This is a genomic window from Butyricicoccus sp. Marseille-Q5471 (assembly GCF_951230135.1).
GTDB lineage: Bacteria > Bacillota > Clostridia > Oscillospirales > Butyricicoccaceae > Agathobaculum.
The window spans coordinates 266716-288902 of record NZ_CATNVC010000001.1 but is presented as its reverse complement, the minus strand read 5'-3'; the positions used below and the strand labels follow the sequence as shown (position 1 = coordinate 288902).

At 58.0% G+C, this 22187-nt stretch carries 22 protein-coding genes and 1 pseudogene; 11 read left to right on the top strand and 12 right to left on the bottom strand.

Going from position 1 to position 22187, the window contains the following annotated elements; genetic code table 11:
* Positions 1 to 14 precede the first annotated feature (14 nt).
* The 4 genes from QOX26_RS01470 to fabF all read right to left on the bottom strand — a co-directional run bounded on the left by QOX26_RS01470 (position 15) and on the right by fabF (position 4646).
* The gene (locus tag QOX26_RS01470; RefSeq protein WP_283673110.1) at positions 15 to 1535 is read right to left on the bottom strand and encodes a recombinase family protein; all 1521 of its coding nucleotides are present in this window, start codon (positions 1533 to 1535) and stop codon (positions 15 to 17) included.
* Complete coding sequence (locus tag QOX26_RS01465; RefSeq protein ID WP_283673109.1) at positions 1532 to 1699, bottom strand: hypothetical protein; 168 nt, start codon at positions 1697 to 1699, stop codon at positions 1532 to 1534. The genes QOX26_RS01470 and QOX26_RS01465 overlap by 4 nt, the downstream gene beginning before the upstream one ends.
* Positions 1700 to 1790: 91 nt before the next feature.
* Positions 1791 to 3404: a class I adenylate-forming enzyme family protein gene (locus QOX26_RS01460; protein WP_283673108.1), complete on the bottom strand. Its 1614-nt coding sequence runs from the start codon at positions 3402 to 3404 to the stop codon at positions 1791 to 1793.
* A 12-nt stretch (positions 3405 to 3416) separates the two neighbouring features.
* Positions 3417 to 4646: a beta-ketoacyl-ACP synthase II gene (gene fabF, locus QOX26_RS01455; RefSeq protein WP_283673107.1), complete on the bottom strand. Its 1230-nt coding sequence runs from the start codon at positions 4644 to 4646 to the stop codon at positions 3417 to 3419.
* Between the two features lie 293 nt (positions 4647 to 4939).
* Between fabF and QOX26_RS01450 the strand changes: the two genes are divergently transcribed.
* From QOX26_RS01450 to QOX26_RS01410, 9 genes are all read left to right on the top strand, one after another.
* Complete coding sequence (locus tag QOX26_RS01450; protein WP_283673106.1) at positions 4940 to 5815, top strand: DegV family protein; 876 nt, start codon at positions 4940 to 4942, stop codon at positions 5813 to 5815.
* On the top strand, positions 5812 to 6354 hold the full coding sequence (locus QOX26_RS01445; RefSeq protein WP_283673105.1) for a hypothetical protein: 543 nt from the start codon (positions 5812 to 5814) through the stop codon (positions 6352 to 6354). Before QOX26_RS01450 ends, QOX26_RS01445 begins: the two co-directional genes overlap by 4 nt.
* A 28-nt stretch (positions 6355 to 6382) precedes the next feature.
* Positions 6383 to 8014: a GH3 family domain-containing protein gene (locus QOX26_RS01440; protein ID WP_283673104.1), complete on the top strand. Its 1632-nt coding sequence runs from the start codon at positions 6383 to 6385 to the stop codon at positions 8012 to 8014.
* On the top strand, positions 8011 to 10521 hold the full coding sequence (locus QOX26_RS01435; protein ID WP_283673103.1) for an HD domain-containing phosphohydrolase: 2511 nt from the start codon (positions 8011 to 8013) through the stop codon (positions 10519 to 10521). Before QOX26_RS01440 ends, QOX26_RS01435 begins: the two co-directional genes overlap by 4 nt.
* Positions 10521 to 10754 carry a hypothetical protein gene (locus QOX26_RS01430; RefSeq protein ID WP_283673102.1) on the top strand — a complete coding sequence of 78 codons (234 nt, stop codon included), beginning with the start codon at positions 10521 to 10523 and terminating at the stop codon, positions 10752 to 10754. The genes QOX26_RS01435 and QOX26_RS01430 overlap by 1 nt, the downstream gene beginning before the upstream one ends.
* 97 nt (positions 10755 to 10851) lie before the next feature.
* On the top strand, positions 10852 to 11331 hold the full coding sequence (locus QOX26_RS01425; protein ID WP_283673101.1) for a rhodanese-like domain-containing protein: 480 nt from the start codon (positions 10852 to 10854) through the stop codon (positions 11329 to 11331).
* A gap of 16 nt (positions 11332 to 11347) precedes the next feature.
* Entirely contained in the window at positions 11348 to 11758 is a 411-nt protein-coding gene (locus QOX26_RS01420; RefSeq protein ID WP_283673100.1) for an RrF2 family transcriptional regulator, read from the top strand.
* Between the two features lie 35 nt (positions 11759 to 11793).
* Positions 11794 to 13089 carry a cytochrome c biogenesis protein/redoxin gene (locus tag QOX26_RS01415; RefSeq protein WP_283673099.1) on the top strand — a complete coding sequence of 432 codons (1296 nt, stop codon included), beginning with the start codon at positions 11794 to 11796 and terminating at the stop codon, positions 13087 to 13089.
* Positions 13090 to 13207: 118 nt separating this feature from the next.
* Positions 13208 to 13942, top strand: a complete 735-nt coding sequence (locus QOX26_RS01410) for a hypothetical protein (protein WP_283673098.1) — start codon at positions 13208 to 13210, stop codon at positions 13940 to 13942.
* Here the strand turns inward: QOX26_RS01410 and QOX26_RS01405 are convergent.
* The 8 genes and pseudogenes from QOX26_RS01405 to QOX26_RS01370 all read right to left on the bottom strand — a co-directional run.
* Positions 13885 to 14136: pseudogene (locus QOX26_RS01405) on the bottom strand (manganese catalase family protein); the annotation flags it as partial. The gene QOX26_RS01410 and the pseudogene QOX26_RS01405 sit on opposite strands and share 58 nt — an antisense overlap.
* 26 nt (positions 14137 to 14162) lie before the next feature.
* Positions 14163 to 15701, bottom strand: coding sequence for a recombinase family protein (locus tag QOX26_RS01400; protein WP_283673097.1), 1539 nt, complete (start codon positions 15699 to 15701; stop codon positions 14163 to 14165).
* A 79-nt stretch (positions 15702 to 15780) separates the two neighbouring features.
* Positions 15781 to 15915 carry a hypothetical protein gene (locus QOX26_RS01395; RefSeq protein ID WP_283673096.1) on the bottom strand — a complete coding sequence of 45 codons (135 nt, stop codon included), beginning with the start codon at positions 15913 to 15915 and terminating at the stop codon, positions 15781 to 15783.
* Positions 15916 to 15997: 82 nt separating this feature from the next.
* Positions 15998 to 17029: an XdhC family protein gene (locus QOX26_RS01390; RefSeq protein ID WP_283673095.1), complete on the bottom strand. Its 1032-nt coding sequence runs from the start codon at positions 17027 to 17029 to the stop codon at positions 15998 to 16000.
* Positions 17030 to 17032: 3 nt separating this feature from the next.
* Entirely contained in the window at positions 17033 to 18115 is a 1083-nt protein-coding gene (locus QOX26_RS01385) for an ABC transporter substrate-binding protein (RefSeq protein WP_283673094.1), read from the bottom strand.
* Between the two features lie 3 nt (positions 18116 to 18118).
* Positions 18119 to 18817 (bottom strand): class I SAM-dependent methyltransferase, encoded by a 699-nt coding sequence (locus QOX26_RS01380; protein WP_283673093.1) that lies wholly within the window; start codon positions 18815 to 18817, stop codon positions 18119 to 18121.
* The gene (locus tag QOX26_RS01375) at positions 18817 to 19575 is read right to left on the bottom strand and encodes an ABC transporter ATP-binding protein (protein ID WP_283673092.1); all 759 of its coding nucleotides are present in this window, start codon (positions 19573 to 19575) and stop codon (positions 18817 to 18819) included. Before QOX26_RS01375 ends, QOX26_RS01380 begins: the two co-directional genes overlap by 1 nt.
* Positions 19572 to 20558, bottom strand: a complete 987-nt coding sequence (locus tag QOX26_RS01370; RefSeq protein WP_283673091.1) for a FecCD family ABC transporter permease — start codon at positions 20556 to 20558, stop codon at positions 19572 to 19574. Before QOX26_RS01370 ends, QOX26_RS01375 begins: the two co-directional genes overlap by 4 nt.
* A 182-nt stretch (positions 20559 to 20740) precedes the next feature.
* On the opposite strand from QOX26_RS01370, the gene yqeC reads away from it, so the two are divergent.
* Complete coding sequence (gene yqeC, locus QOX26_RS01365; RefSeq protein WP_283673090.1) at positions 20741 to 21412, top strand: selenium cofactor biosynthesis protein YqeC; 672 nt, start codon at positions 20741 to 20743, stop codon at positions 21410 to 21412.
* Positions 21400 to 22185 carry a selenium-dependent molybdenum cofactor biosynthesis protein YqeB gene (gene yqeB, locus QOX26_RS01360; protein ID WP_283673089.1) on the top strand — a complete coding sequence of 262 codons (786 nt, stop codon included), beginning with the start codon at positions 21400 to 21402 and terminating at the stop codon, positions 22183 to 22185. The genes yqeC and yqeB overlap by 13 nt, the downstream gene beginning before the upstream one ends.
* Positions 22186 to 22187 lie beyond the last annotated feature (2 nt).

Sequence of the window (22187 nt, the reverse complement as noted above, 5' to 3'; positions counted from 1 at the left end):
CTCGGTTAAGCGCGTTACAGCGTCCAAACCAACTCGGGCGCCCCGTCGGGGGAGAGCAGCACGCAGCGGAGCAGCACGGCGGCAGCCGCCTTTTTCTGTGCAAACGAAGCGGCTCGCCAGCAGTCTGCCAAATTAAGACCGGCCGCGGTGCTTTCCGGCTGCGTAAGCGCCGATAGTTTGTGCGCAAGCGCCTCGCGCTCCCGCTCTAATTCGAAAGCCTGCTCGTTTGCAAGCCGCAGCAGCGAGGCGTTCCATTCTCCGTCCAGCAGGGATTGGGATAGCTTGCTTTGCCGCTGTTCTACCGCGCGTATGCGGAGCGTCAGCTCGTTTCGCGCAGAGGCCTGCGTGTCGGTCTTGGGCGGTGGAGCGGTCCCCAACTGCCCAAGCTTTTGCAGCATGCAGTCGGAAATCAAATCCTCCAGATCATCGGCATATAACGTGCACGAAATGCCGGGGCAGGTCTTTTTGTGCGAGCGGCCGATGCACTGGAAATACCGCCGCACCGTGCCGTCCGCGCGGCGGCTTTTGATGGTGGTCAGCGCATGGCCGCACTGGGTGCACACCAGTTTGCCCGCGAGCCAGCTGGTCTGGTTGGACAGACTGCTGCCGACCTGTCGGTTGCGCGCCAGCCGCCGCTGACAGGCAAGCCATAGGTCGGATGGGATAACGCCCTCGTGCTGCGCGGGTACAAGCTTCATGTCTGACCAATCGGGCAGCGTGTCGTCGTGCGTGGTGCGTCCGTAAAGCAGCACAGCATGCTGCCCGTCGAAGCTGGGCAAATCGCCGACAATGCGCACGTGTTTTTGTGCAAAGTAATCATAAACTGCGCTGTCTGCACGCACATAGACCGGATTGCGCAGCAGCGCGGACAGCTTGGCGGTCGTCCAATCTGCGCCGTCCAGAGGGCGCATGTTCTGCGCAAGCAGCGCGGTCTGCACCGAGCGAAGCGTGGTGTTTTCGCAAGCATACTGCTCGAAAAGAAAGCGGATGTGCGCAAGTTCTTCGGGATTTGGCGCGTATTTCTTGGTTTTCAGCCCGCCGACCAGGGTGTCCTCCAGATGAAAGCCGTACTGCCGGCGGCCGCCCATGTAAATGCCGAGGTCGGTGCGTTTGTCATAGGCGTCGCGCACACGGCCAATGATGGAGGTGCGCTCGAATTCCGCGAACACAATCAGGATTTTCAGGATGAGGTCACCGTAGACGGACGATGTGTCGAACGCCTCCTGCGAGGAGATAAATTCAACGCTGTGCGCCTTGAAGGTCTGCAAAATGCCGACAAAGTCGACCAGTGAGCGGCTGATACGATCCAGTTTATACACCACGACCTTGCGCACGCGGCCGTTTTCGATGTCGCGCATCAGCTTTTGAAAGGCGGGACGATTGATGTTGCCGCCGCTGCACCCTTCGTCTATGTAGGTTTCGGTCGGCTGAGCATGCTCAGGCGGGCGCAGGGCAGCGCGGCAGTATTGCAGCTGCGTTTCGATGCTCACGCTGTTCTCGCGCTCGACCGACTGGCGGGCATACAGCGCAATCATTCTGATGTCTCCTCAGGCACGAAGATGCGGTAAAGCGCGTCTTTCACGCTGTCCTCGGGTTCGGCGGGCGTGCAGACGGCGTGCGTGACCGGATGCGCGATTCCGTTTCGGTCGAGCCACTGTGCGGATGAGACGACGCACCGTTTGATGGGTTGTTTGAGCATAAGAATCCCTCCTGATGCAAGCCTATGCGCAGGCAGGAGAACACTTGCCCCAACACAAAGAAAAGCGCTGTCCGATCGACAGCGCTTTGGATTATAGCATTTTACCGGCCTCCATGTCGCGCACCCGGTAATGCATCAGCTTTCCGGTCGCGGTGTGCGGCAGTTCAGTCACGAGCTCGTAAACGCGCGGCCATTTATAGCTGGACAGCATCGGATGATGCACGCAGTAGTCCTTCAGCTCGTCCACGGTCAGGCTGTCGTCCGAAGGCACAACATACGCCGCGACACTCTCGCCGCGCAGCCGGTCGGGCAGGCCGATAACGGCGCTCTCCGCCACCTTGGGATGCTCATTGAGCACGGCCTCAATTTGCGTCGGGTAAATATTCTCGCCTGCGGACACAATCATGTCGTCCTTGCGTCCGGCAACGGTGATAAACTCATTTTCGTCCCACGTGCCCGCGTCGCCTGTGTACAGCCAGCCCTGATGGAATTTTTCAGCGGTCATTTCCGCGTTGTTAAAGTAGCAGTAGGCCGATTTCGTAGGGGATTTGATGATAATTTCGCCGATTTCCTCGCCGTCACGCGCGACGGTGTCGTCGGGGGCGGCATGACCGTCCGCGCAGAGCCGCACGACGCGCACTTCATCATCCGTGCACGAACGGCCGGCCGAACCTGCCATATCAGGCAAATCAAAGGGACGGAGAAACGTGTTCCAAAAGGTTTCGGTCGTGCCGTAGCCGTTGAAAATATTCGGGGTCAGCAGCTGCATATACTGCTCGCACGCGGCCTTTTCAAAGGGTGCGCCCATGGTCACAATGCCGCGCAGCGCCGATAAATCGGCGGGAGTATGCTCCTGCGCCCGTGCCAGCATGCCGATGATGGTCGGCACGCCAATCAAAAAGGTGATGCCGAGCCGCTCTGCCAACTCAAGGCAGCGGCGGGGGTGAAAATCACGCAGGATAACGACCTCGCCGCCTGCGTACAGCGTTGGACAGGGGCCGCCCGAGTGCAGGCCGCCGCGATGAAACCAGGGGGTCATGTTCATGGTGCGGTCGGTCGGGCCGAGCGGAAAATGCATCATCACATCGTGCGCAGACAGCACTTCGTTCACGTTGTTGATCGGTACGCCTTTGGGGCGGTTGGTCGTACCGGAGGTGTAAAGACGGGTGGTTTCGTCATAAATATGGGGTGCAAAGTCAACCGGAGGGTCGGTTTCGGGCTGATCTGCGGTATAGCGGTCGTAAGCGTCCGGCTTGCCGCCGACCATGACCGAACGTGTGGGCTTGTACGCGGCAAGGCGCAGCGCCTGCTCGGACAGCGCGGCGAACTCCGCGTCGTACAGAAACACCTTGGGGCGGCTGTCGTCAAGCATCAGGGCGATTTCACCCTCGCCCTGCCGATAGTTGACCGGGCAGGCAATCGCGCCGATTTTGTGCGCGGCAAGGTAACAGAACACAAATTCGGGTGAGTTGAGCAGGGCGAATAGGACCACATCGTTTTTGCCCACGCCGTCCGCGCGCAGGGCGTGCGCCAGGCGGTTGGCCTCGGCGTTTAGGTCGCGGTAGCTCCACCGGCGGCCGGATAGTGGGTCGTGCAGCGCGGGACGGCTGCCAAAACGGGAAACATTGCGCAGAAAACCGTTCAGATAGGTGAATTCGGTCTCAAAGGTTTGCTGAAACATGGAAACATCATAGGTGAGTTGCAAGTGAAGGACTCCTTACTTTTCGCAGCGGGTGACAATGATGCTGGAATTCTGGCCGCCAAAGCCGAGCGAGTTAGACATGGCGGCGGCAATATCGGCCTTGCGTGCGGTATTGGGCACATAGTCAAGGTCGCAGGCAGGATCAGGGGTGTCAAGGTGCAGCGTGGGCGGCAAAATGCCCTCCCGCAGTGCCTGCACGCAGGCGATGACCTCGGTCAGACCGCCGGCGCCCATCAGATGACCGGTCATGGATTTGGTGGAGGAAATCGGCGGCGCGTCATCGCCGAATACCGCCTTGACCGCAAGGGTTTCAGCGCGGTCGCCCAGCGGGGTCGAGGTGCCGTGGGCGTTGATATAGCCGATGGCAGAAGGGGGCAGAGCCGCTCGCTCCAGTGCGCGGCGCATGCAGGCGGCGGCGCCTGCGCCGGTCGGGTCGGGCGCGGTGACGTGGTGCGCATCGTTGGTGTTCGCCCAACCGGCGAGTTCTGCGTAAATCTGCGCACCGCGTGCCTGAGCATGCTCAAGTGTTTCGATGAGCAGTGCGCCGCCGCCTTCACCGATGACGAACCCATCCCGCATTGCGTCAAACGGACGGCAAGCATGCTCAGGGTCGTCGTTGCGGCGAGACAGTGCACCCGCCTGCGCCAGACCCGACACGACAACCGGGCACAGGATGCTTTCCCCGCCGACCGCAAGCACGGCATCGGCCTCGCCTGCTTGCAGCAGCAGCGCAGCGGTCAAAATCGCGTCGCCGCCTGCCGAGCAGGCGGTGCCTACCGTCAGGCTGGGGCCGTGCAGACCGTGCGCAATGGCGATTTGGGCGGCGGCTATGTTGCCGATGGCCATCGGAACAAACCGGGGGCCGACGCGCTTTCCCGCGTCAAATGCGGCTTGCGTGCATGCGACCGTGGTAACGCCCGCCATCGCCGTGCCCATGACCAGGCCGATGCGGTCGGCCTCGCGCTCAATAGAAAGCGCGCTGCCGCGCAGTGCCTCATCCGCCGCGATGAAAGCATACTGCATGAAGGGATCCATGGTGCGTGCAAGCTGACGCGGCATGTAGTTTTCCGCATGAAAATCTCGCAGCTCCGCTGCAATTTGTATCGGCAGGGAGGAGGCGTCAAATCGGGTGATTGGCCCGATGCCGCAGACCCCGTGCGTCAGGCCGCTCCAATATGCGTCCACCCCCAAGCCGACGGGGGTGACAGCGCCCATGCCGGTTATCACTAATTTAATTTGTGTCATAGTGGAATCCTCCTTAGTGGAAATAGTGCCCTAAAACTCTCGTTTATATCCTATTATACCAAAAAAATACGGTTTGAAAATGGACGGATTGACCAAAGTGAGCGGTGATATAGCAAGGGGCAACTGGAAAAGATTCTTGCAATATAAGGGTGAAATATGGTAAAATAAGAGTATTGAACGTAGGTTACAGATGGGTTTTGAAAAAGCAATAAAATCGGCGAAATGAAACCGTTTTACGCATCATAAAGGTGGTAGAACGTTGAAACGCGATACACAAGGACTGGGGGAAAGACATGTCAGAATGCAAGAAAACAGTGGTAGTTTGTCATACCGGTTCGGATATGACGCTGGAATACGCTGCAGAGAACGATATTGTGCTGGTATCCGACATCGTCATCTTGGGGGACGAGCAGTATCGCACGCTGCGCGACATCGACAGCGAAACTTTTTTCCGCAGGCTGGAGACCGAAAAAACAGTTCCCACCAGTTCGCAGCCGCCGATTGCCGCATTTATCGAAGGGTTCGAGCAGGCGGCCGCGATGGGGGCGACGGAGATTGTCTGCGTGCTTTGCACCGCTAAAATGTCCGGCTGTTTTGCCACTGCGGATACCGCCCGCAAGCTGCTGCAGGAGCAGGGATTCCAAATCCCGATTTATGTGTATGATTCCGAGCAGTCCTCGCACGGGCTGGATTTCGTCGCTGCGCAGGCGGCGCGGCTGGCGGGTCGTGGACTGGGCGCGGAGCAAATCATTGCCGAGCTCGATTTGCTTCGACCGAACGTCGGCATTTATTTTATATTTGACGCACTGAAATATTTGCGGCGCGGCGGCCGTGTCGGCGCAATCCGCGCACTGGCGGCTGATACGTTGGGACTTCGCCCGATTCTTGTTTTTCGGGATGGATTGGTCAAGGACGTGGGCATATCACGCCGCGGATATCGGGACGGAATGGACTTCATGGTGAGGCACTATGAGGAGGAGCATGCTCAGGGGGAGGAGATTATTATCTTCCAGTCCCGCATGGAGCAAGAGGCCAAACTCCTGACCGAACGCATTCGCGCGATTTCACCCGACATTCCGATTCGCATGGGCGGCGTCGGGCCGGTGATGGGCGTGTATTCCGGGCCTAAGAGCATCGGCATCGTGTTCCGCAAAAGGGCAGCAGAATGATTGGCTGGCTTGCCGCGGGCACGTTGGCGTTTGTGCTGTTTGTACTGTCCGACCTGAGCAAGGCAGCCGGCGGTGCGAGCGGACCGCTGTTCGCCGCGGGCGCGCTGCTGCTTGCAGGGGGGACGGCAGGACTGCTGCTCCCGCTGCACGGCGCGATATCCGTGCTGCGTGTGCTGAGCGGCGCGTGGGCGCTGCTGTGGATGTTGGCGGAGGTTTATGTGCTGTTTTTCGCACTTCCGGCAGGGGATACCTACGGAACTGCTGACATTGCCGTGTGTTCGGCGGGCGTTTATGCGCTGTGCCGCCATCCGGGGGGATGGTGCCTGGCAATGTTTTATCTTGGCCTGTGGGGACTGGCCGGAACAACGTCGATGCTGACAGGGGCGATATTGTTTTCTCTGCTGAACTTTGTTTACATATTTATTCAGGATCGCTGGCTGTTTCCGCGTTATATTGCAGGCTATAGCGACTATCAAAAAGAAATACCGTTTTTACTGCCAACCCGTGTGAGCCTTGCGGCTTGCCGCGGCAAACGGTAGCAGACGGAAAGAAATGGGGGTATCACCGTTGCGGTTTAGAGATAAGCTCTCCAAAATGGAACCGGAGGAAATCTGGAAGCAGTACTGCAGCTTTCTGGATTTGTCGATGGAGCAATATATGGGCATTCAGTTCCGTTTGCTCGAAGAGCAGATACAGCTGTTTGGCCGCAGCGGACTGGGACAGCGTATTTTCCGTGGGAAAATACCGGCATCGGTTGATGAATTCCGTCAAACCGTGCCGCTGACCACCTATGACGACTACGCGGATGTGCTGCTGCAAAAGCGGGTCGAGATGCTGCCGAGCGAGCCGATGGTCTGGCTCGAAACCACGTGGGAGAGCGGCAGCCGCCCGGTTAAGGTCGCACCGTACTGCAAGGAAATGCTGGGCGTGTACCAGAACAACATCCTTGCGGCTATGCTGCTTGCCGCATCGAGGCAAAGGGGGAAGTTTACGCTCAAGCCGAGCGCCAGAACGCTGTATTGTCTGGCTCCGCTGCCGTATGCGACCGGCTTGTTTCCGCTGCTGATTGAGCCGGAATATGATATGCAGTTCTTCCCGCCGCTCAACGATGTGGCGCGCATGTCGTTTTCCGAGCAGAACAAGGTCGGCTTCAAGCTGGCCGCACAGCGCGGCATCGATATGTTTTTCGGCATGAGCAGCATTATTTATACAATCACCAAGAATTTTAACGACTTTATCAGCGGCGGCGGCAAGTTTAAGCTGCGCAATTTGATTCACTTCACGCCGACAATGCTGTATCGCCTCGCAATGGCCAAATACCGCTCCGCGCGGGACGGCACGCCCATCCGCCCGGCCGATTTGTTCGACCTGCAGGCACTTGTGTGCGTCGGCACGGATACCGAGCTGTTCAAGGATGAACTGGAAAAGGCATGGGGCTGCCGTCCGCTCGAAATTCACGGCGGAACCGAGCCGACCTGCATCGGCACGGAAACCTGGAGCCGGAATGGTCTGGTCTTTTTCCCGGACGCCTGCTTCTATGAGTTCATTCCCGAGCAGGAAATGCTGCGCGGCATGGATGATTCGACCTATGTGCCCAAGACGTATCTGATGAACGAGCTGACCGCGGGACAGAATTATGAGCTGGTTATCACCGTGTTCAAGGGCGGGGCGTTTGTGCGGTACCGTGTGGGCGACATGTATCGCTGCCTGCGGCTGCGCAACGAGCGCGACGGACTGGATATGCCGCAGTTTGAATACATAGACCGCATTCCGTCGGTCATTGACATCGCAGGCTTTACCCGCATCACCGAAAACGCTGTGCGGCGCGTCATCGAGATGTCGCGTCTTGAGGTGCATGATTGGTTTGCCTTTAAGGAGTACGATGGGGAAAATCGCTCGTTTATGCACCTGTATGTGGAAATGGACGAGCATGCCGCGGCGACCTATCCGGTTACCGAGCGCATCCTGCGAGAGCATATGGGCATCTATTTCCGCCACTATGACCATGATTATGAGGATCTCAAGCGCCTGCTTGGCGTAGACCCCATGCAGATTACACTGCTGACAACCGGCACGATGGCGCGGTATGCGGATAAATACGGCCGCCCTATTCGTAAAATCAATCCCTCCACGCAGGACGTTGTGGACTTACTGTACCTGCAGCGTGCCGGGGATGCAGGAGGGGGCGAGCGGAAATGACAATGAATCCGCACATCTTCTCCCTGATTCCCGCAGTGGCGCTGCTGTGCAACCTGTTTTTGTTTATGACGCTGCTGACCGCGCGCAAAAATCAGACGATCTACTCGTTTATGATGATGCTCGGTGCATTCATGATGTGGACGGGCGGTTCGCTGATGCTGCGCCTGCAAATGTACCCCTCGCCCAACTTCTGGTGGGAAGTATCGGTCAGCGGTATTATCTTGGTTCCATGGCTTTACTATTTAATGGCGGGCCATTATGTGGGCGAGCGCGGCTGGGTAATGAAGTGCGTCTGGGGCGCTGCCACGATTCTCATGCTGATTATGAACCACAACGACATGTACATGTCGCGGCCGGTCATCACTGTGGAAGCAGGGCGGCCGAATTTGAGCTATATCACCCATCCGCTCGCAGCGGTGCCGATTCTGATTGCGGTGCTGATTTTCATCTCAGTCTGGCGGATTATGCTGCGCGGACTGCGCAAGCAGGGTGTGCCGTCGGTTCATTTTACCCCGTTCTTAATTGGCGTTTTGGTCATGTTTATCGTAATTGTGCTGCAATCGGTCGCGCCGGTGCTCAATACCCTGCCGCTCGATACCGCCGCCTGTGCAATTAACGCGATTTGCATCTATTATGCGTTCTGTAAAAAGCGTATTTTTGCACTCAGCCAGATTGCATCCAAGGGCGCAGCCTATTTTATGACCATTCTCGTCGTGTGCTCGGTGCTGGTCGGCGCAAACAGCGCGATTCGCTTCCTGTTTGATACCATACTGCAGGATTATGTCGAATATGAAATGATTATTGTGGCCGTGCTGTGCACAATGCTTGCGATTTTGGTGTTCAATGTGCTGAATCTGCTGCTGAGCAAGGTATTTGTGCGTGACCAGATTGAGCGCGAGGATCGCCTGCGCCGGTTTTCTACGGCGGTCAACCGCACCCTGCAGCTCGATCAAATCATCGACACCTATGTCGACCTGCTGCACGAGGCGGTGCATGTGGAGCATGCCTATGTATGCCTGTATCACCGGGAGGATCAGTGCTACTGGTCGGAGGCCGGCAGTGCGCCGATACACCGCAAAATGTCGCTGCGGGAGGATAATCCGCTGATTCTCTGGCTGCGGGAGCATGAATCGAGCATTTCCTACAGCGAATTCCGGCACTCCTCCTATTTCAAATCCATGTGGGAGACCGAAAAACGCGCACTGGCAGAACTGAACATCGGCCTGATTCTGCCCATTCGCTGTGATGAACAGATGGTGGGTATCACGCTGCTGTCGGAAAAGAACGACCGCAAGCCGTATTCTTTTGATGAAACCATGTTTCTGGAGTCCGCCGTGTCGATTGTCTCGATTGCGATGCAGAACGCAAACCTGTATGAGACCATCCAGCGCGATGCACAGTGCGATGCGCTGACCGGCCTGTATAACCGCCGCTATTTTAACAACAAAATGGAGGTTGCGTTCCAACAGGCGAGTGGGCACTCGATTTCGGTCATTCTGTTCAATCTGGATAATTTCCGCCTGTATAACGAGCTGTACGGTTCCGGGAAGGGGGATGAGATGCTCATCACCTTCAGCCGAATTTTGGAGAGCGAAATCGGCAGCAAGGGCACAATTGCACGGTATGGCGGCAAGGAATTCGCCATACTGCTGCCGTTCTTTGACAGCACGGCGGCACGCGAGATTGCAGAACGAATCGGCCGCCGCCTGCAGGAGGATATCCGCAGGGAGGAGGAGAGCACGCGTCACTTCCTGACTTTCTCGGCCGGCATCTGCAATTATCCGACCGCGGCGGCAAACCCGGATCAGCTGCTGTCCTATGCAAACCTTGCGGTGTTCAGCGCTAAGCAGCACGGCAAGAATCGCATTATGGTCTACACCCGTTCTGCGGATAATGAGCCGCAGCAAATGGACAAGGCAACGATTGTAGAGGAGTATTCCTCGACCATTTATGCGCTGACTGCGGCAATCGATGCGAAGGATCATTATACCTTCAACCATTCCAACTGTGTGGCGCAGTACGCAGCATCACTGGCTGAGGCCTACGGACTCAACGGCGACCATGTGGAGATCATCCGTCAGGCGGGTCTTCTGCATGATATCGGTAAAATCGGCATTCCGGATTCCATTCTAACCAAGGCCGGCAAGCTGACCGACGAAGAGTTTGCCATCATGCGGCAGCATGTGGAGCGTTCGATTGAGATGATTCGCCATCTGCCTTCGCTGGATTATGTTATTCCAGCCGTGCTGGGGCATCATGAGCGATGGGACGGCAAGGGCTATCCACGCGGCATCGCGGGGGAAGCCATCCCCATCGGTGCGCGGTGCCTCTGCATCGTCGATTCGTTCGATGCGATGGTGTCCCGCCGTTCGTATAAGCACGCAATGCCGGTTGAAGATGCACTCAATGAAATTCGGCGTAATCTGGGGCGTCAGTTCGATCCCGAACTGGGTTTCCTGTTTATTTCGATGGTTGAAGAGGGCAAAATCAAACTGCTGAATTACTAATGAATAAAACCACCGTCCACAACGCAGTTTCTGTGTTGTGGACGGTGGTTTTTTATGAAATCCAAAGGCACAGCATCACCTGCAATCCGCTGCGCGAAAGTCAGGCGTTTAATCCATCCATTTCGCTTCGCCGAATGCCAAGCGTGAAGTCAATGGGAAAGATACTGTATCTTGTGGTTTACATCATGGGGATACATGCCTATTGTGGAGGACATCGTCTTGAGGAGAAATAAATCCGGAAATGTGAAAAACTGCTTGACAGACTCAACTGTAACCTGTATAGTAACAGTATAAACTGTAATTAAAATAATTACATAAGGAGTAGAGCGTATGAAAAAGATGATTCCGCTGGTATTTTCAATTCTGCTGCTGTTAACGGCCTGTCAGGCGAATCCGTCGGCCGGCAGCGATAAGACGATGGAGGGCAGCGCCGGCACGAACAACGGCGATATGGCGACGGACGACATGGCCGCGGACAGCGCAAAGACAGAGGAAGCGGGCGTCTACCATAAAATCACCGCAGAGGAAACCAAAACGATGATGGATGAGCAGACAGTCACCGTGGTCGATGTGCGTACGGAAGCGGAATATCAGGAAGGGCACATTGCCGATGCGGTTTTGGTGCCCAACGAGAGCATTGTAGATCAAATGCCCGAGGCGCTGCCGGATAAAGAAGCAACGCTGCTGGTGTACTGCCGCAGCGGACGGCGCAGCAAGGAAGCCTCTGAAAAGCTGCTCGAGCTGGGATACCGGAATGTGTATGATTTTGGCGGTATCAATGATTGGCCGTATGATGTTGTGAAGGACTGAGAAAGGAGCACAAACCATGGACAGTATGTTCAGCGTGGCGGTGCACGCCTTGGTTTATCTCAATCACAAGGCCTGTGTGCTGACCAGCGAAGCACTGGCGGAGAACATTTGCACCAATCCCGCGCGGGTGCGCAAGGTCATGGCAAAGCTAAAGAAGGCAGGCTTTGTGGAAACGAAGGAAGGCAGTGTCGGCGGCTACCGGTTTTGCGGGGATGCGCAGCAGCTTTCCCTTGCCGAGGTAGCGCAGGCGCTGGATACCCGCTTTGTAGATGCCGCATGGAGAAGCGGTGACAGTGATATGGAGTGCCTGGTGGCCTCGGGCATGGCAGATATTATGGATGAACTGTATCTGCAGCTCGATCGGGACTGCAAGGAGCGCCTGCGCGGCATCACCATTGCCGATATAGACAAGAAAATCTTTACTTGATGGAAGATTACAATTACCGATGAAAGGATCTGAATATGGGTTTTTCAGTTGAAACCAGCATCCCGGTCTTGACCGTATTTTTACAGGGCTTATTGAGCTTCTTTTCCCCTTGTATTCTACCGCTAGTGCCGCTGTATGTCAGCTATCTGGCAGGCGGTGGCAAGCAGGTGGACGCAGAGGGCAACATTCATTATCCGCGCAAGCAGGCGATGGTGAACACCATCTTCTTTGTACTGGGCGTGAGCGCAGCTTTTTTCCTGCTGGGATTTGGATTTACGGCGTTAGGACGCTTTTTTAGCACCAATCGAATCTTGTTTGCACGCATCAGCGGCATTGTTATGGTGCTGTTCGGTCTGTACCAGTTCGGCTTTTTCGGCCGTTCGCAGGCAATCGACCGAGAGCATCGTCTGCCGTTCCGGCTGGAACGCTGGTCGATGGGGCCGATTCCGGCACTGCTGCTGGGCTTTACGTTCAGCTTTGCGTGGACGCCCTGCGTCGGACCGGTGTTGGGCAGCGTCATGCTCATGGCAGGCTCGTCGGCCTCGATGGCCAAGGGTGCGGTGCTGATTGGCGTGTACACCCTCGGCTTTATTCTGCCCTTCCTTGCAGTCGGTCTGTTTACCAGTGCGGTGCTCGATTTCTTCAAAAAATATAAAAATGTGGTGCAGTATACCGTTAAAATCGGCGCAGCGCTGCTGATTATCATGGGTGTTATGACCTTTACCGGATTTATGAACGGATTTACCAATTATCTGTCCAGCTCCGGCGGGAATGCTGTCGACGTTTCGCAGAGTCAGCAGCAGCCGGATGCTGAAACACCGGCGGTGACCGAACCCGAGGCAGAAAAGCCTGTGGAAGAGCCTGTGGCGGAGCCGGAGGTGCAGGTGAGTGTCGCGCCGGACTTTACCTTAGTTGATCAAAACGGCGAGACACATACCCTGTCCGACTATAAGGGCAAAACGGTGTTTCTCAACTTTTGGGCGACCTGGTGCCCGCCGTGCCGCGGCGAGATGCCGGAAATTCAGGCGCTCTATGAAAAGTATGGCGGCAACGCGGAGGATTTGGTGGTGCTGGGCGTCGCCGGACCGAATCAGGGGCAAGAGGGCGACACGGCGCATATTACGAAGTTTTTGTCCGATAACAATTATTCCTTCCCGGTTGTCATGGATGAAAGCGGCGAAGTGTTCCAGACCTACGGCATCCGTGCATTCCCGACGACCTTTATGATTGATGCGGACGGAAATGTATTTGGATATGTGGAAAGCGCATTAACCGGAGAAGTGATGGAAAGCATCGTTCAGCAAACGATGACGGGCAAGCGCGCCGCTTAAATTAAAAAATGATGCCAAAGCGGCACGGACTCCAATCGGGTTCGTGCCGCTTTTTGCCGCATAGAAGAAACCGCCGCAACATAGATTTCAGTAGCTTGGCACAGAGAGGGGGACAAACATGAAGCAAGCGAAGGCGCAAGCGGGAGGGCGCGCGATTTTGATGCTTTATCCGGTTTCGGCGGGACTTTATCGCGGTATGATAAAAACAAATCACGGTCGGTTGATTTTTATTAAGCTGCGGGTCGAACGCGGCGTGTGTCAAATCACAGACTGCTTTTATGCGGATCGAAACCGACGGGGCACAGGAGCTGCCGCGCCGAAAAGGCTGACCACACGGTCGTGCACGAAACAGGAGTTGGTACAGGTCATAGCAAAGGAGCTCGACCGGCAATATGAGAGCATCCGGTTCAGCGGCGTGCAGGCAAGCGCCGCCTGCACAGATGACACGTTCATTGCAGCATACAAGCAGCAAAACGAAGGTAACCGAATGCTGCTTCTCATCGGGCACGGCGCACAGGGGCAGGACACGCTGTTTGACCGCATGGAGACCTGTTTTCAGAATCGGTCATGCCGCAGCATCCACTTACAGGTGCGCCGCAGAGCGGACGGACGAGGAGAAATCGAATGCTGCCGCTATTGTGATGCGCGGAGCAAGCGATATCGCACACCGGGACGGGAGCAAACGGCAAGCGGACTGTATTCGCACTTGTTTCCGTACACAAAAGCGGAAATTCTGCGGATTGTCAATGAAGAACTGAACGCCGATTTTACCGTAGTGATGGTGGTCGATGACAGTCAGCTGCAAATAGCGCAGCAGCCAAAGCCGATTTGCGGGTATCGGATACGGCAATAGGAAAGGCGCATAAAGCGAAATGCTTTATGCGCCTTTTTTGCCGTCTGTCGCTTGGGTTGCGGCGCTTCACCAAAGCGTTGGAAGTGAACGATTTCACGTGCGCGCAGGAATTTGATCGGTTCACGCACATCGGGGTCGTCAATCAGGCGCAGCAGGTTGTCATAAGTGGTGCGCGCCTTCTGCTCTGCTGCGATGGTGTAAAAACAAATAATCGAGCGGTTTAAAAGTTCCAGTAAATCGTGATGGGGAGCTGCGAGGTGCCCGGTTCGCGCCGCCCAACGGCTATGTGGTCAATCAAAAGCTCTACCATGGTGCGGCTGAGATGCGAAGGGGGAACATATTGCGCAATCGCGTCGCGCGGGGTCCTTGCTGTCTGCTGCAGCTGCGCAAGCTTTGCGGTGCAGTCCGTGATGCGCCCGACAAGCTGTGCCTGCTCCCGGCGGAGCTGCGCGGAAATGGTGATGAACTCCTGCTCCGTGAGGATGCCGTTTGCCTTGTCAAGATAGAGCGCGGTGATATTCTTTGCGTATGCAGCACATTTCTTTTCGCAGGATGCTTTTGTCGCCTGCAAACGCTGCTCCTGCGCATCCGAATGGACGCTGCGGGTAAGTTTGCACGCAAGAGCCGCCGCATCTAAGTACCGGTCGATCAGCTGGCACAGCTCGGACAGCACCGCCTGCTCCAGTCGGTCAACCGCGATAAAGGCGCCGGTGCACGCCGTCGGTGAGACACCGTGATTGGGGCATTTCAGATATCTGCGCCCGTTGCTCTGCGTAGAACGCAGCACAGCGCCGCAGCCCGCGCAGCGCGCTTTTTGCGCAAATACCCCGATTTCGCCGGTCGAAAATGGCTTGGTCCTCTGCTTGAGAATGGTTTGTACCCGATTCCAAAGTGCCAAATCAATGATCGCCTCGTGCGTGTCCTCCACGCGGAACCAGTCTTCGCGCGGGCGTGGGCGGTTGACCTTCGACTTGTAGGATACGCTGCCGTATTTGCCCTGCACCATGTGACCCAGATAGATTTCATTCGTCAGCATACGAGAAATTGCGGCGTATTTCCACAGCGTACTGTTTTTTGGCTGCTGATAGCGCAGTCCCTGACGGTGTTTGTATTCGGTAGGGTTGGGAACGCCTCTCTCATTGAGCATACGGGCAATCGCTGTTTTTCCGTGTCCCTGCGCAAAGAGGGTGAACACCTCGCGCACCACCGCAGCGGCTTGCTCGTCGATGAGCAGACCGCCCTTGCGATCGGGATCCTTGCGGTAGCCGTACAGCGCGAACGACCCGATATGGCGGCCGTTTCTGCGTTTGGTATCGAGCACGCTTTTGATGCTGTCTGACATGTCCTCAAGATACCACTCGTTGACCAGACCATTGATTTGGCGCGACTTCTTGTTGCCCTTGTTCGCAGTGTCGGCGTTGTCGACGATGCTGATGAAGCGAATACCCCAGATGGGGAACAGACCGTGAATGTACTTTTCCACAAGCTCCAGCTCACGCGTGAAGCGTGACTGTGTTTTGCAGAGCACAATGTCGAAGCGTCGCGCTTCGGCATCCCGCAGCAGGCGGCAAAAGGCCGGACGGCTGCGATCCGCGCCCGCATAATCATCGTCGCTGTAAATCCCGGCTATCTCCCACCCCTGTTCCATTGCATAGGACAGCAGCATGGTCTTTTGGTTCTGAATGCTTTCGCTGTCCGCATCTGCAAGCTGTTTGCCGCGGTCTTCTTCCGACAGGCGGCAGTAAATGGCGGCTTTCATCAAACGCCTCCTCCCCAAAACAAAACAATCCTTCTCCGATTTGGGGAGATCCCCCTGTCGGAAAAGGATTGTATGCCATTTAAACGGTCTGTTCGTCCTGCTCAAGCCGGTCAATCAGCACGGCTAAGGTGTCAGTCAGGCGGATGGAACGTTCCTCGGGCGTGCCGCTTTGGAACACATTGTCGCAAATAATCTGCACCGGCGGCTTTCCCATGCGGCACTCACCATCCTTCTTTATAAGGTATGTGGCAGGCAAGGGGAAGTATGCCGCAGTACGGGGTTGAAAACGTAGGAAGTCAGGATTCGGCCGTCGCCCAGCCGATATCGCGCTCGTATCCCGCGCGGTGTGCGATGAGCTCCGCGGCGATGCTGATGGCGATTTCGGCCGGCGTCTCCGCGCCGATGTTCAGACCAATCGGGGAGTGCAGACGGGCGATGTCCTGCTCCCCAATACCGGCCTGCCGCAGGCGCTCCTTGGTGCGCGCAACCTTGTGTCTGCTGCCGATGCAGCCGACATAGTCCGCAGGCGTACACAGCACCTGCGCAAGCACCTCGAAGTCGGCTTCATGCCCCGGTGTCATGACGATGACCGCGTCACCCTCACCGATGGACACCGTTTGCGAAAGGTCGGAGAAGGGGGCGCACACCACCTGCTCGGCGGTCGGGAAAAAGGCGGGATCGGCAAGCGGTGCACGGTCATCGAAGACCAGAACCGGCAGGCCGATGCCGCTCAGAACAGGGGCGAGCGCCCGTGCGACATGCCCCGCGCCGAAAATCAGTGCGCGTCCGCACCGCACGAGCGGCTCGACGTAGATGGCCGGGTCACCCTTCCGGTAGACTGCCCGTGCGCCGAGCAGCGGGCGAACGAGTGACGCGTCAATCGACAGGGGACGCGCGGGTGCGTCGGTCCACACCGTGAAATCGGTCAGTTCACCGCCGCGCAGCACGTAAACGAGCCAGCTGTCCCGCGAGACGCCGCACTGGTCAATAATGCCCTGCACCTCGGCGCGGTCGGCAGGGGCGAACAGGCGGAAATACACGGTGACGTTGCCGCCGCAGATCATGCCGATGTCACCCGCCTCACCGGGCGCGAGCGAGTACCCCTTGACGCAGCCGCGGCCGTTTTCGTGCACCGCCATCGCCTGTGCGGCCGCGTGCTGCTCGACCGCGCCGCCGCCGACCGTGCCAAGCGCTGTGCCGTCGGCAAAGACGGCCATTTTTGCACCTGCCCCGCGCGGCGTTGAGCCGGAGGAGGCGAGGATGCAGCAGAGCACCGCGTTTTCTCCCGCGTCAAGGCGGGAAAGAATCGCGGAAAACAGTTCTTTCATCGCTTAGCCCTGCTGTCCAATCGAATTTGCGGTCAGCGCGGAAAACTGCTCCTGTGTCAGCTCGGTGTGATAGAACAGCTCAAAGAACTTGGCGCATTCGGTGTACAAATCATAATCGACCTGATCGGGATACAGCACAGTGCCCATCCACAGCATGCCCAGATAGCGATGCACCGAGGGCGGGAAGCCCAGCCAGTTGTAAGGTCCGTGCGGCACCTGATAGTACGCACCGTTTGCAATCGCCGGAACCGAGGCATAAGCGAGCTGCTTTGCCGTTGCATACGGGGCATCGGGTGCAAACAGAATCACGTCGGGCGAGAATTTGAGAATCTGCTCGGCGTCCACCTCGTTGCCCGTGCCCTTGGAGGAGGGCTCTTCGACCACGGCGACGTTGTCGGTCAGCAAATCAAGCACCTCGGCGTGGTACGAGCCCTTGGCGATGACGTTCAGGCCGGATTCTCCCGTCACATACAGTACGCGCTTCTTGTCCACCTTTTCCGACAGCGCCTGAAAACGCTCATACTGTGTCTGGCAGTAATCGGCAAGCACGGCGGCCTCGTCGGACAGATTCAGCAGTTCGCCCAGCTTGCGGTATGCATCGGGCATGGTTTCGAGCGTTGCGGTGATGTGCACAAAGGGGATGCCGGTCTGCTGGGACAGTCCGTCCAAATCCTCGACGATGGTGGACTTGGGTTCGCCCACATCAATCACCACGTCAGGCGCGGCGGAGAGCAGCTCTTCCAGATTCATTTCGCCCTTGCCGCCGTACAGCTGCCCCAAAACGGGCAGGTTTTGGTACTGCTCGGCGAAATATTCAGGCGCTTCCCATGCGCCGGACAGGCCGACCATGCGGTCGGGTGCGAGCGAAAACACGACGATCTGTGCCATCGTGCCTGTGACCGCGACCTTGGAAATCTCGGCGGGCAGCTCAACCGTGCGGCCGACCGAATCGGTGAACGAGCGGGTCTGCGCCGTCTGCGAGGCAGCGGGGGGCGTGTCCTGCGTTTGGGATGCGGCAGGCTGTCCGCAGCCGGACAGGGCCGCAAAGCACAGGGTCAGTGCCAGTAATTGCTTGAGTTTTTTCATCTTTTATTCCTCCAAATTGAAAAATAACAACCCGACCGAGGTTTCGGCAGGATAGTAATAACGAAATTCCGAATGGTCGATCGGCCGCAGCAGCGCCGCCACCCGCTCGGATGAGACAGTGGATTCATCCCCGCCGCGGTGGTACAGGCGGAAAAACCGTACTGCGTCCTCCAGCGTGCGAAAGGGCTGCCCCAAGTCGAGTGTGCGGCGCACGCAGGTGTAGTCAATGCCGCGCGCCGCAAGCTCATTTTCAAGTGTTTGCAGCGAGTCGCGGCGCGCCTGTACACAGCCCGGCGAAAAACGGTGTGCGCCGCCCTGCTTTTTGATCGCAATCACCGTGCCGTTGCACTGACGCTTGGCGGCCGAAAGAATCTCTGCCACGCTGCCGAAAAAGCAGAACACCATTGCATCATACCGTACGCTTGGGGTGTCGGTCAGCGCATCACGGCAGAGCGCCGTCACATTCGGGGGGCAGTCCTCGCGCAGGGCGCGGAGCGCCGCCGAATCATGGTCGAGCGCCGTCACCTGAGCAAAGGATGCGGCAAGCGCACGCGCCAAATCGCCCGTCCCGCAGCCTGCGTCGCAGATATGGGTGGAAGCGGGCACCCGCGCCGCAATTTCCAGCGCGATTTCACGGTAAAATGAGCCGAAACGTGCCGCATCCACCCGAAACCGCAACCGCTCAGGCGTCCAAGCGAACATTATTCCGCCCCCTTTGGCACAATCACACGGCCGTCCAGCAGCTCAAACGGCACGCCGTACAGCGCACCCATGGTCGCTTCGGTGATAACCTCCCGCGCCGTACCGCAGGCGAGCACACCGCCTGAATGGAGCGCGAGCACCCGGTCGGCGTAGGTCAGCGCAGTCTGCGGATCATGGGAGGAGAGAACGACGGTATAACCTTCTCCGGTCAGCCGCCGCACCTGCCTCATCAGCTTGATGCGGTTGCCGAAGTCCAGACCGGACGCGGGTTCGTCCATGAACAAAATCCGCGCCTGCTGGGCAAGCGCACGGGCGATGAGCACCAGCTGCTGCTGCCCGCCCGAAAGCTGGGTATAGTATCGGTCGGCGAGCGCAGTTATGTCGAGCCGTGCCAGTGCCTGCTCAGCCTGTTTCTGCTGCGCACGGCCGGGCGAAACGAAGGGAGAAAGACCGTGCGCCGTGCCCATCAGCACCATATCATACACGGTGTAGTGGAAGGCGGGATAATGGCTCTGCGGAATGTAGGCCGCGCGGTCGGCCAGTTCGCGTGCGCTGAGCTGCCGTACATCGTCGCCGCCAAGCAGTACGCGGCCGCCGGTCGGCGCTTTGAGTCCCAGCATGCAGCGAAACAGCGTTGTTTTGCCTACGCCGTTCGGCCCGAGCACGGCCAGCAGCTCGCCCTGCGCCGCGGAAAAGGAGATGTCGTGCAGCACCTGCCGTGCGCCGTAGCCGACCGAAAGCGATTCTACCTGTATCATAGTTTCTCCTTTCGCATCAGCATCCAGAGGAAAAACGGTGCGCCGATGAACGCCGTCAGAATGCCGATGGGGATTTCGGTTGCGAGCAGAGAACGGGAAACGTTGTCCACAATCAGCAGAAAGCTTGCGCCGAGCAGCAGGCCGGACGGCAGCAGCACCCGCACATCATTGCCGACCAGCCGCCGACACAGGTTGGGCACGACCAAGCCGACCCATCCAATCATACCGCAGACCGCAACACAGGCCGCCGTCAGCAGTGTGGCACAGCAGATGACCAGCCACCGCAGCCGATCGGTCGAAACTCCCATGGTGCGCGCTTCATCGTCGCCGAGCGACAGGATGTTGATCCGCCAGCGAAGCAGCAGCAGCGGCACCGCACCCACCGCGATGAAGGGCGCGAAAAACTGCAAATCGCTCCATTTGACGCCCGAAAGGCTGCCCATCAGCCAGTAGGTGATGGCGGGCAGCTGATTGGTCGGGTCAGCGACGAGCTTGATATAGGAAATGCCCGCATTACACAGCGAACCGACCATAATACCCGCCAGAATCAGGTTGACCACCTGCTTGCCCTGCGCACGTGCGCCGATGAGAAAAACCCCGACAATCGTCACGATGCCGCAGACAAACGCGCTGAGCATCACGCCGCGCGCCGACAGTCCGCACAGCAGACCGAGCGCCGCGCCGAGTCCCGCACCCGAGGACGCGCCCAGAATATCAGGCGACGCCATGGGGTTCTGGAACACGCTCTGGAAGCACACGCCCGCTGCCGAGAGCGCCGCGCCAATCAGTCCTGCGAGCAGGATGCGCGGCAGACGCACGTTCCGGATGACAGTCGTCATCGTCGCATCCCCGCCTGAGGGCAGGCCAAACAGGATGCGCCCGAGCTCGGTCAGCGGCACGGCGTAGCGGCCGATACATAAGGACGATACGATGACCACGATGAGCAGCAGCCACAGCCGCCCGATGATTTTTCTGTGTTTCATGCGTGCTGTTTTCCCTCCATTCGCGTTTCAAAACGACTAAAGCATAACAAATCCCCCGCTGCTGCGCAAGTAATAAGGCATGAATTTGGCAAAGGTTATGCATCTATACAAATTTGCCTTTGACTTTGCGGGGCAAAAGCGTTATTCTTGTACAAGAATGACGAGGGGAAAGAAGGACCGCTTTGCACTGCTGTGACCTGCTGAAAATTCAAAGGGGAGCGACCGCGCTGATTGGCGGCGGCGGAAAGACCACCCTGCTTTACACATTGGGGCGGGAGCTTGCCGCACGCGGCACCGTCCTTATTTTGACGACCACACACATTTTCCCGCCGTCGCACATCCCCGTGCTGCTCGGCGCGGAGGAGCAAGCGATTGCGGCCGTGCTTGGTACGCACCGACAGCTTTGCATCGGCACGATGGATCGGCACGCCAAGCTTAGTGCGCCCAGCCTGCCCGTTTCAAGGCTGTGCACGCTGGCCGACTATGTGCTCATTGAGGCCGACGGCTCGCGTGGTCTGCCGCTCAAGGCGCACGATGCGCATGAGCCGGTTATCCCGCCCGCGTGCGGGCAGACCATACTGGTGCTCGGCGCGTCGGGTCTGGGCAGACCGATTGCAGAGGCTGCACACCGCCCCGCGCTGTATGCCGCGCGAGCAGGCTGCAGCGAACAGGACATTGCAACGCCGGAAATCGTGGCGCATCTGCTCAAAGCCGAGGGACTGCATGACCGTGTGTTCATCAATCAAATCGAAACGGCAGTTGACCGTATACAGGCGCAGGCGCTTGCGCGGCTGCTGCACTGCCCGACAGTTGGCGGAGCGCTGCAAAAGGAGGAATGGGAATGCTTATTTTAATCAGGGGAGCGGGGGATTTGGCCAGCGGGATCGCCCTGCGGCTGCACCGCGCGCAGTTTGACGTGGTGATGACCGATTTGCCGCATCCGACCGCCATTCGCCGCACGGTGTGCTTTTCCGAAGCCATTCGGTGCGGAAAAACGACGGTGGAGGGCGTAGAGGGCGTTTTAGCACGCGATTTGCAGAAAATCACAGCGGCGTTGAACCGCCGCACCATCCCGGTGCTCGCCGACGCGGAGGGTAGCTGCATTGCCGCGCTCCGACCGGATGCGGTGGTTGACGCAATCCTCGCCAAGCGCAATCTGGGCACGAAAATTTCGGATGCGCCGGTCGTGATCGGCGTCGGCCCGGGGTTTACCGCGGGCGTGGACTGCCATGCCGTGATTGAGACACAGCGCGGGCATTATCTGGGCCGTGTGCTGACGAGCGGGAGCGCCGCACCCAACACCGGCGTGCCCGGCAGCATCGGCGGATTCACGACCGAGCGCGTGCTGCGTGCGCCGACGGACGGCCTGTTTCGTCCCGTGCGCTGCATTGGGGACGAGGTAAAGGCGGGCGAGATTGCGGGCATGGTGGACGATACCCCCATGCAGTGCACCATTGACGGTGTACTGCGCGGCATCCTGCCCGACGCCACGCCCGTTCACGCGGGTATGAAAAGCGGCGATATTGACCCGCGCTGCGCGAAAGATCATTGTTTTACCGCGTCGGACAAGGCGCTCGCGGTGGGCGGCGGCGTGCTTGAGGCGATTTTGATGCTCACGGGGAGGTGAAC

Coding starts and splice junctions, on each gene's coding strand:
- QOX26_RS01385 (WP_283673094.1), bottom strand. CDS start 18,115: ATGAAAAAACTCAAGCAATTACTGGCACTGACCCTGTGCTTTGCGGCC.
- QOX26_RS01435 (WP_283673103.1), top strand. CDS start 8,011: ATGACAATGAATCCGCACATCTTCTCCCTGATTCCCGCAGTGGCGCTG.
- yqeB (WP_283673089.1), top strand. CDS start 21,400: ATGCTTATTTTAATCAGGGGAGCGGGGGATTTGGCCAGCGGGATCGCC.
- QOX26_RS01445 (WP_283673105.1), top strand. CDS start 5,812: ATGATTGGCTGGCTTGCCGCGGGCACGTTGGCGTTTGTGCTGTTTGTA.
- QOX26_RS01370 (WP_283673091.1), bottom strand. CDS start 20,558: ATGAAACACAGAAAAATCATCGGGCGGCTGTGGCTGCTGCTCATCGTG.
- QOX26_RS01430 (WP_283673102.1), top strand. CDS start 10,521: ATGAATAAAACCACCGTCCACAACGCAGTTTCTGTGTTGTGGACGGTG.
- QOX26_RS01420 (WP_283673100.1), top strand. CDS start 11,348: ATGGACAGTATGTTCAGCGTGGCGGTGCACGCCTTGGTTTATCTCAAT.
- QOX26_RS01470 (WP_283673110.1), bottom strand. CDS start 1,535: ATGATTGCGCTGTATGCCCGCCAGTCGGTCGAGCGCGAGAACAGCGTG.
- QOX26_RS01415 (WP_283673099.1), top strand. CDS start 11,794: ATGGGTTTTTCAGTTGAAACCAGCATCCCGGTCTTGACCGTATTTTTA.
- QOX26_RS01380 (WP_283673093.1), bottom strand. CDS start 18,817: ATGTTCGCTTGGACGCCTGAGCGGTTGCGGTTTCGGGTGGATGCGGCA.
- QOX26_RS01375 (WP_283673092.1), bottom strand. CDS start 19,575: ATGATACAGGTAGAATCGCTTTCGGTCGGCTACGGCGCACGGCAGGTG.
- QOX26_RS01425 (WP_283673101.1), top strand. CDS start 10,852: ATGAAAAAGATGATTCCGCTGGTATTTTCAATTCTGCTGCTGTTAACG.
- QOX26_RS01390 (WP_283673095.1), bottom strand. CDS start 17,029: ATGAAAGAACTGTTTTCCGCGATTCTTTCCCGCCTTGACGCGGGAGAA.
- QOX26_RS01400 (WP_283673097.1), bottom strand. CDS start 15,701: ATGAAAGCCGCCATTTACTGCCGCCTGTCGGAAGAAGACCGCGGCAAA.
- QOX26_RS01450 (WP_283673106.1), top strand. CDS start 4,940: ATGTCAGAATGCAAGAAAACAGTGGTAGTTTGTCATACCGGTTCGGAT.
- QOX26_RS01410 (WP_283673098.1), top strand. CDS start 13,208: ATGAAGCAAGCGAAGGCGCAAGCGGGAGGGCGCGCGATTTTGATGCTT.
- fabF (WP_283673107.1), bottom strand. CDS start 4,646: ATGACACAAATTAAATTAGTGATAACCGGCATGGGCGCTGTCACCCCC.
- QOX26_RS01395 (WP_283673096.1), bottom strand. CDS start 15,915: ATGGGAAAGCCGCCGGTGCAGATTATTTGCGACAATGTGTTCCAAAGC.
- QOX26_RS01465 (WP_283673109.1), bottom strand. CDS start 1,699: ATGCTCAAACAACCCATCAAACGGTGCGTCGTCTCATCCGCACAGTGG.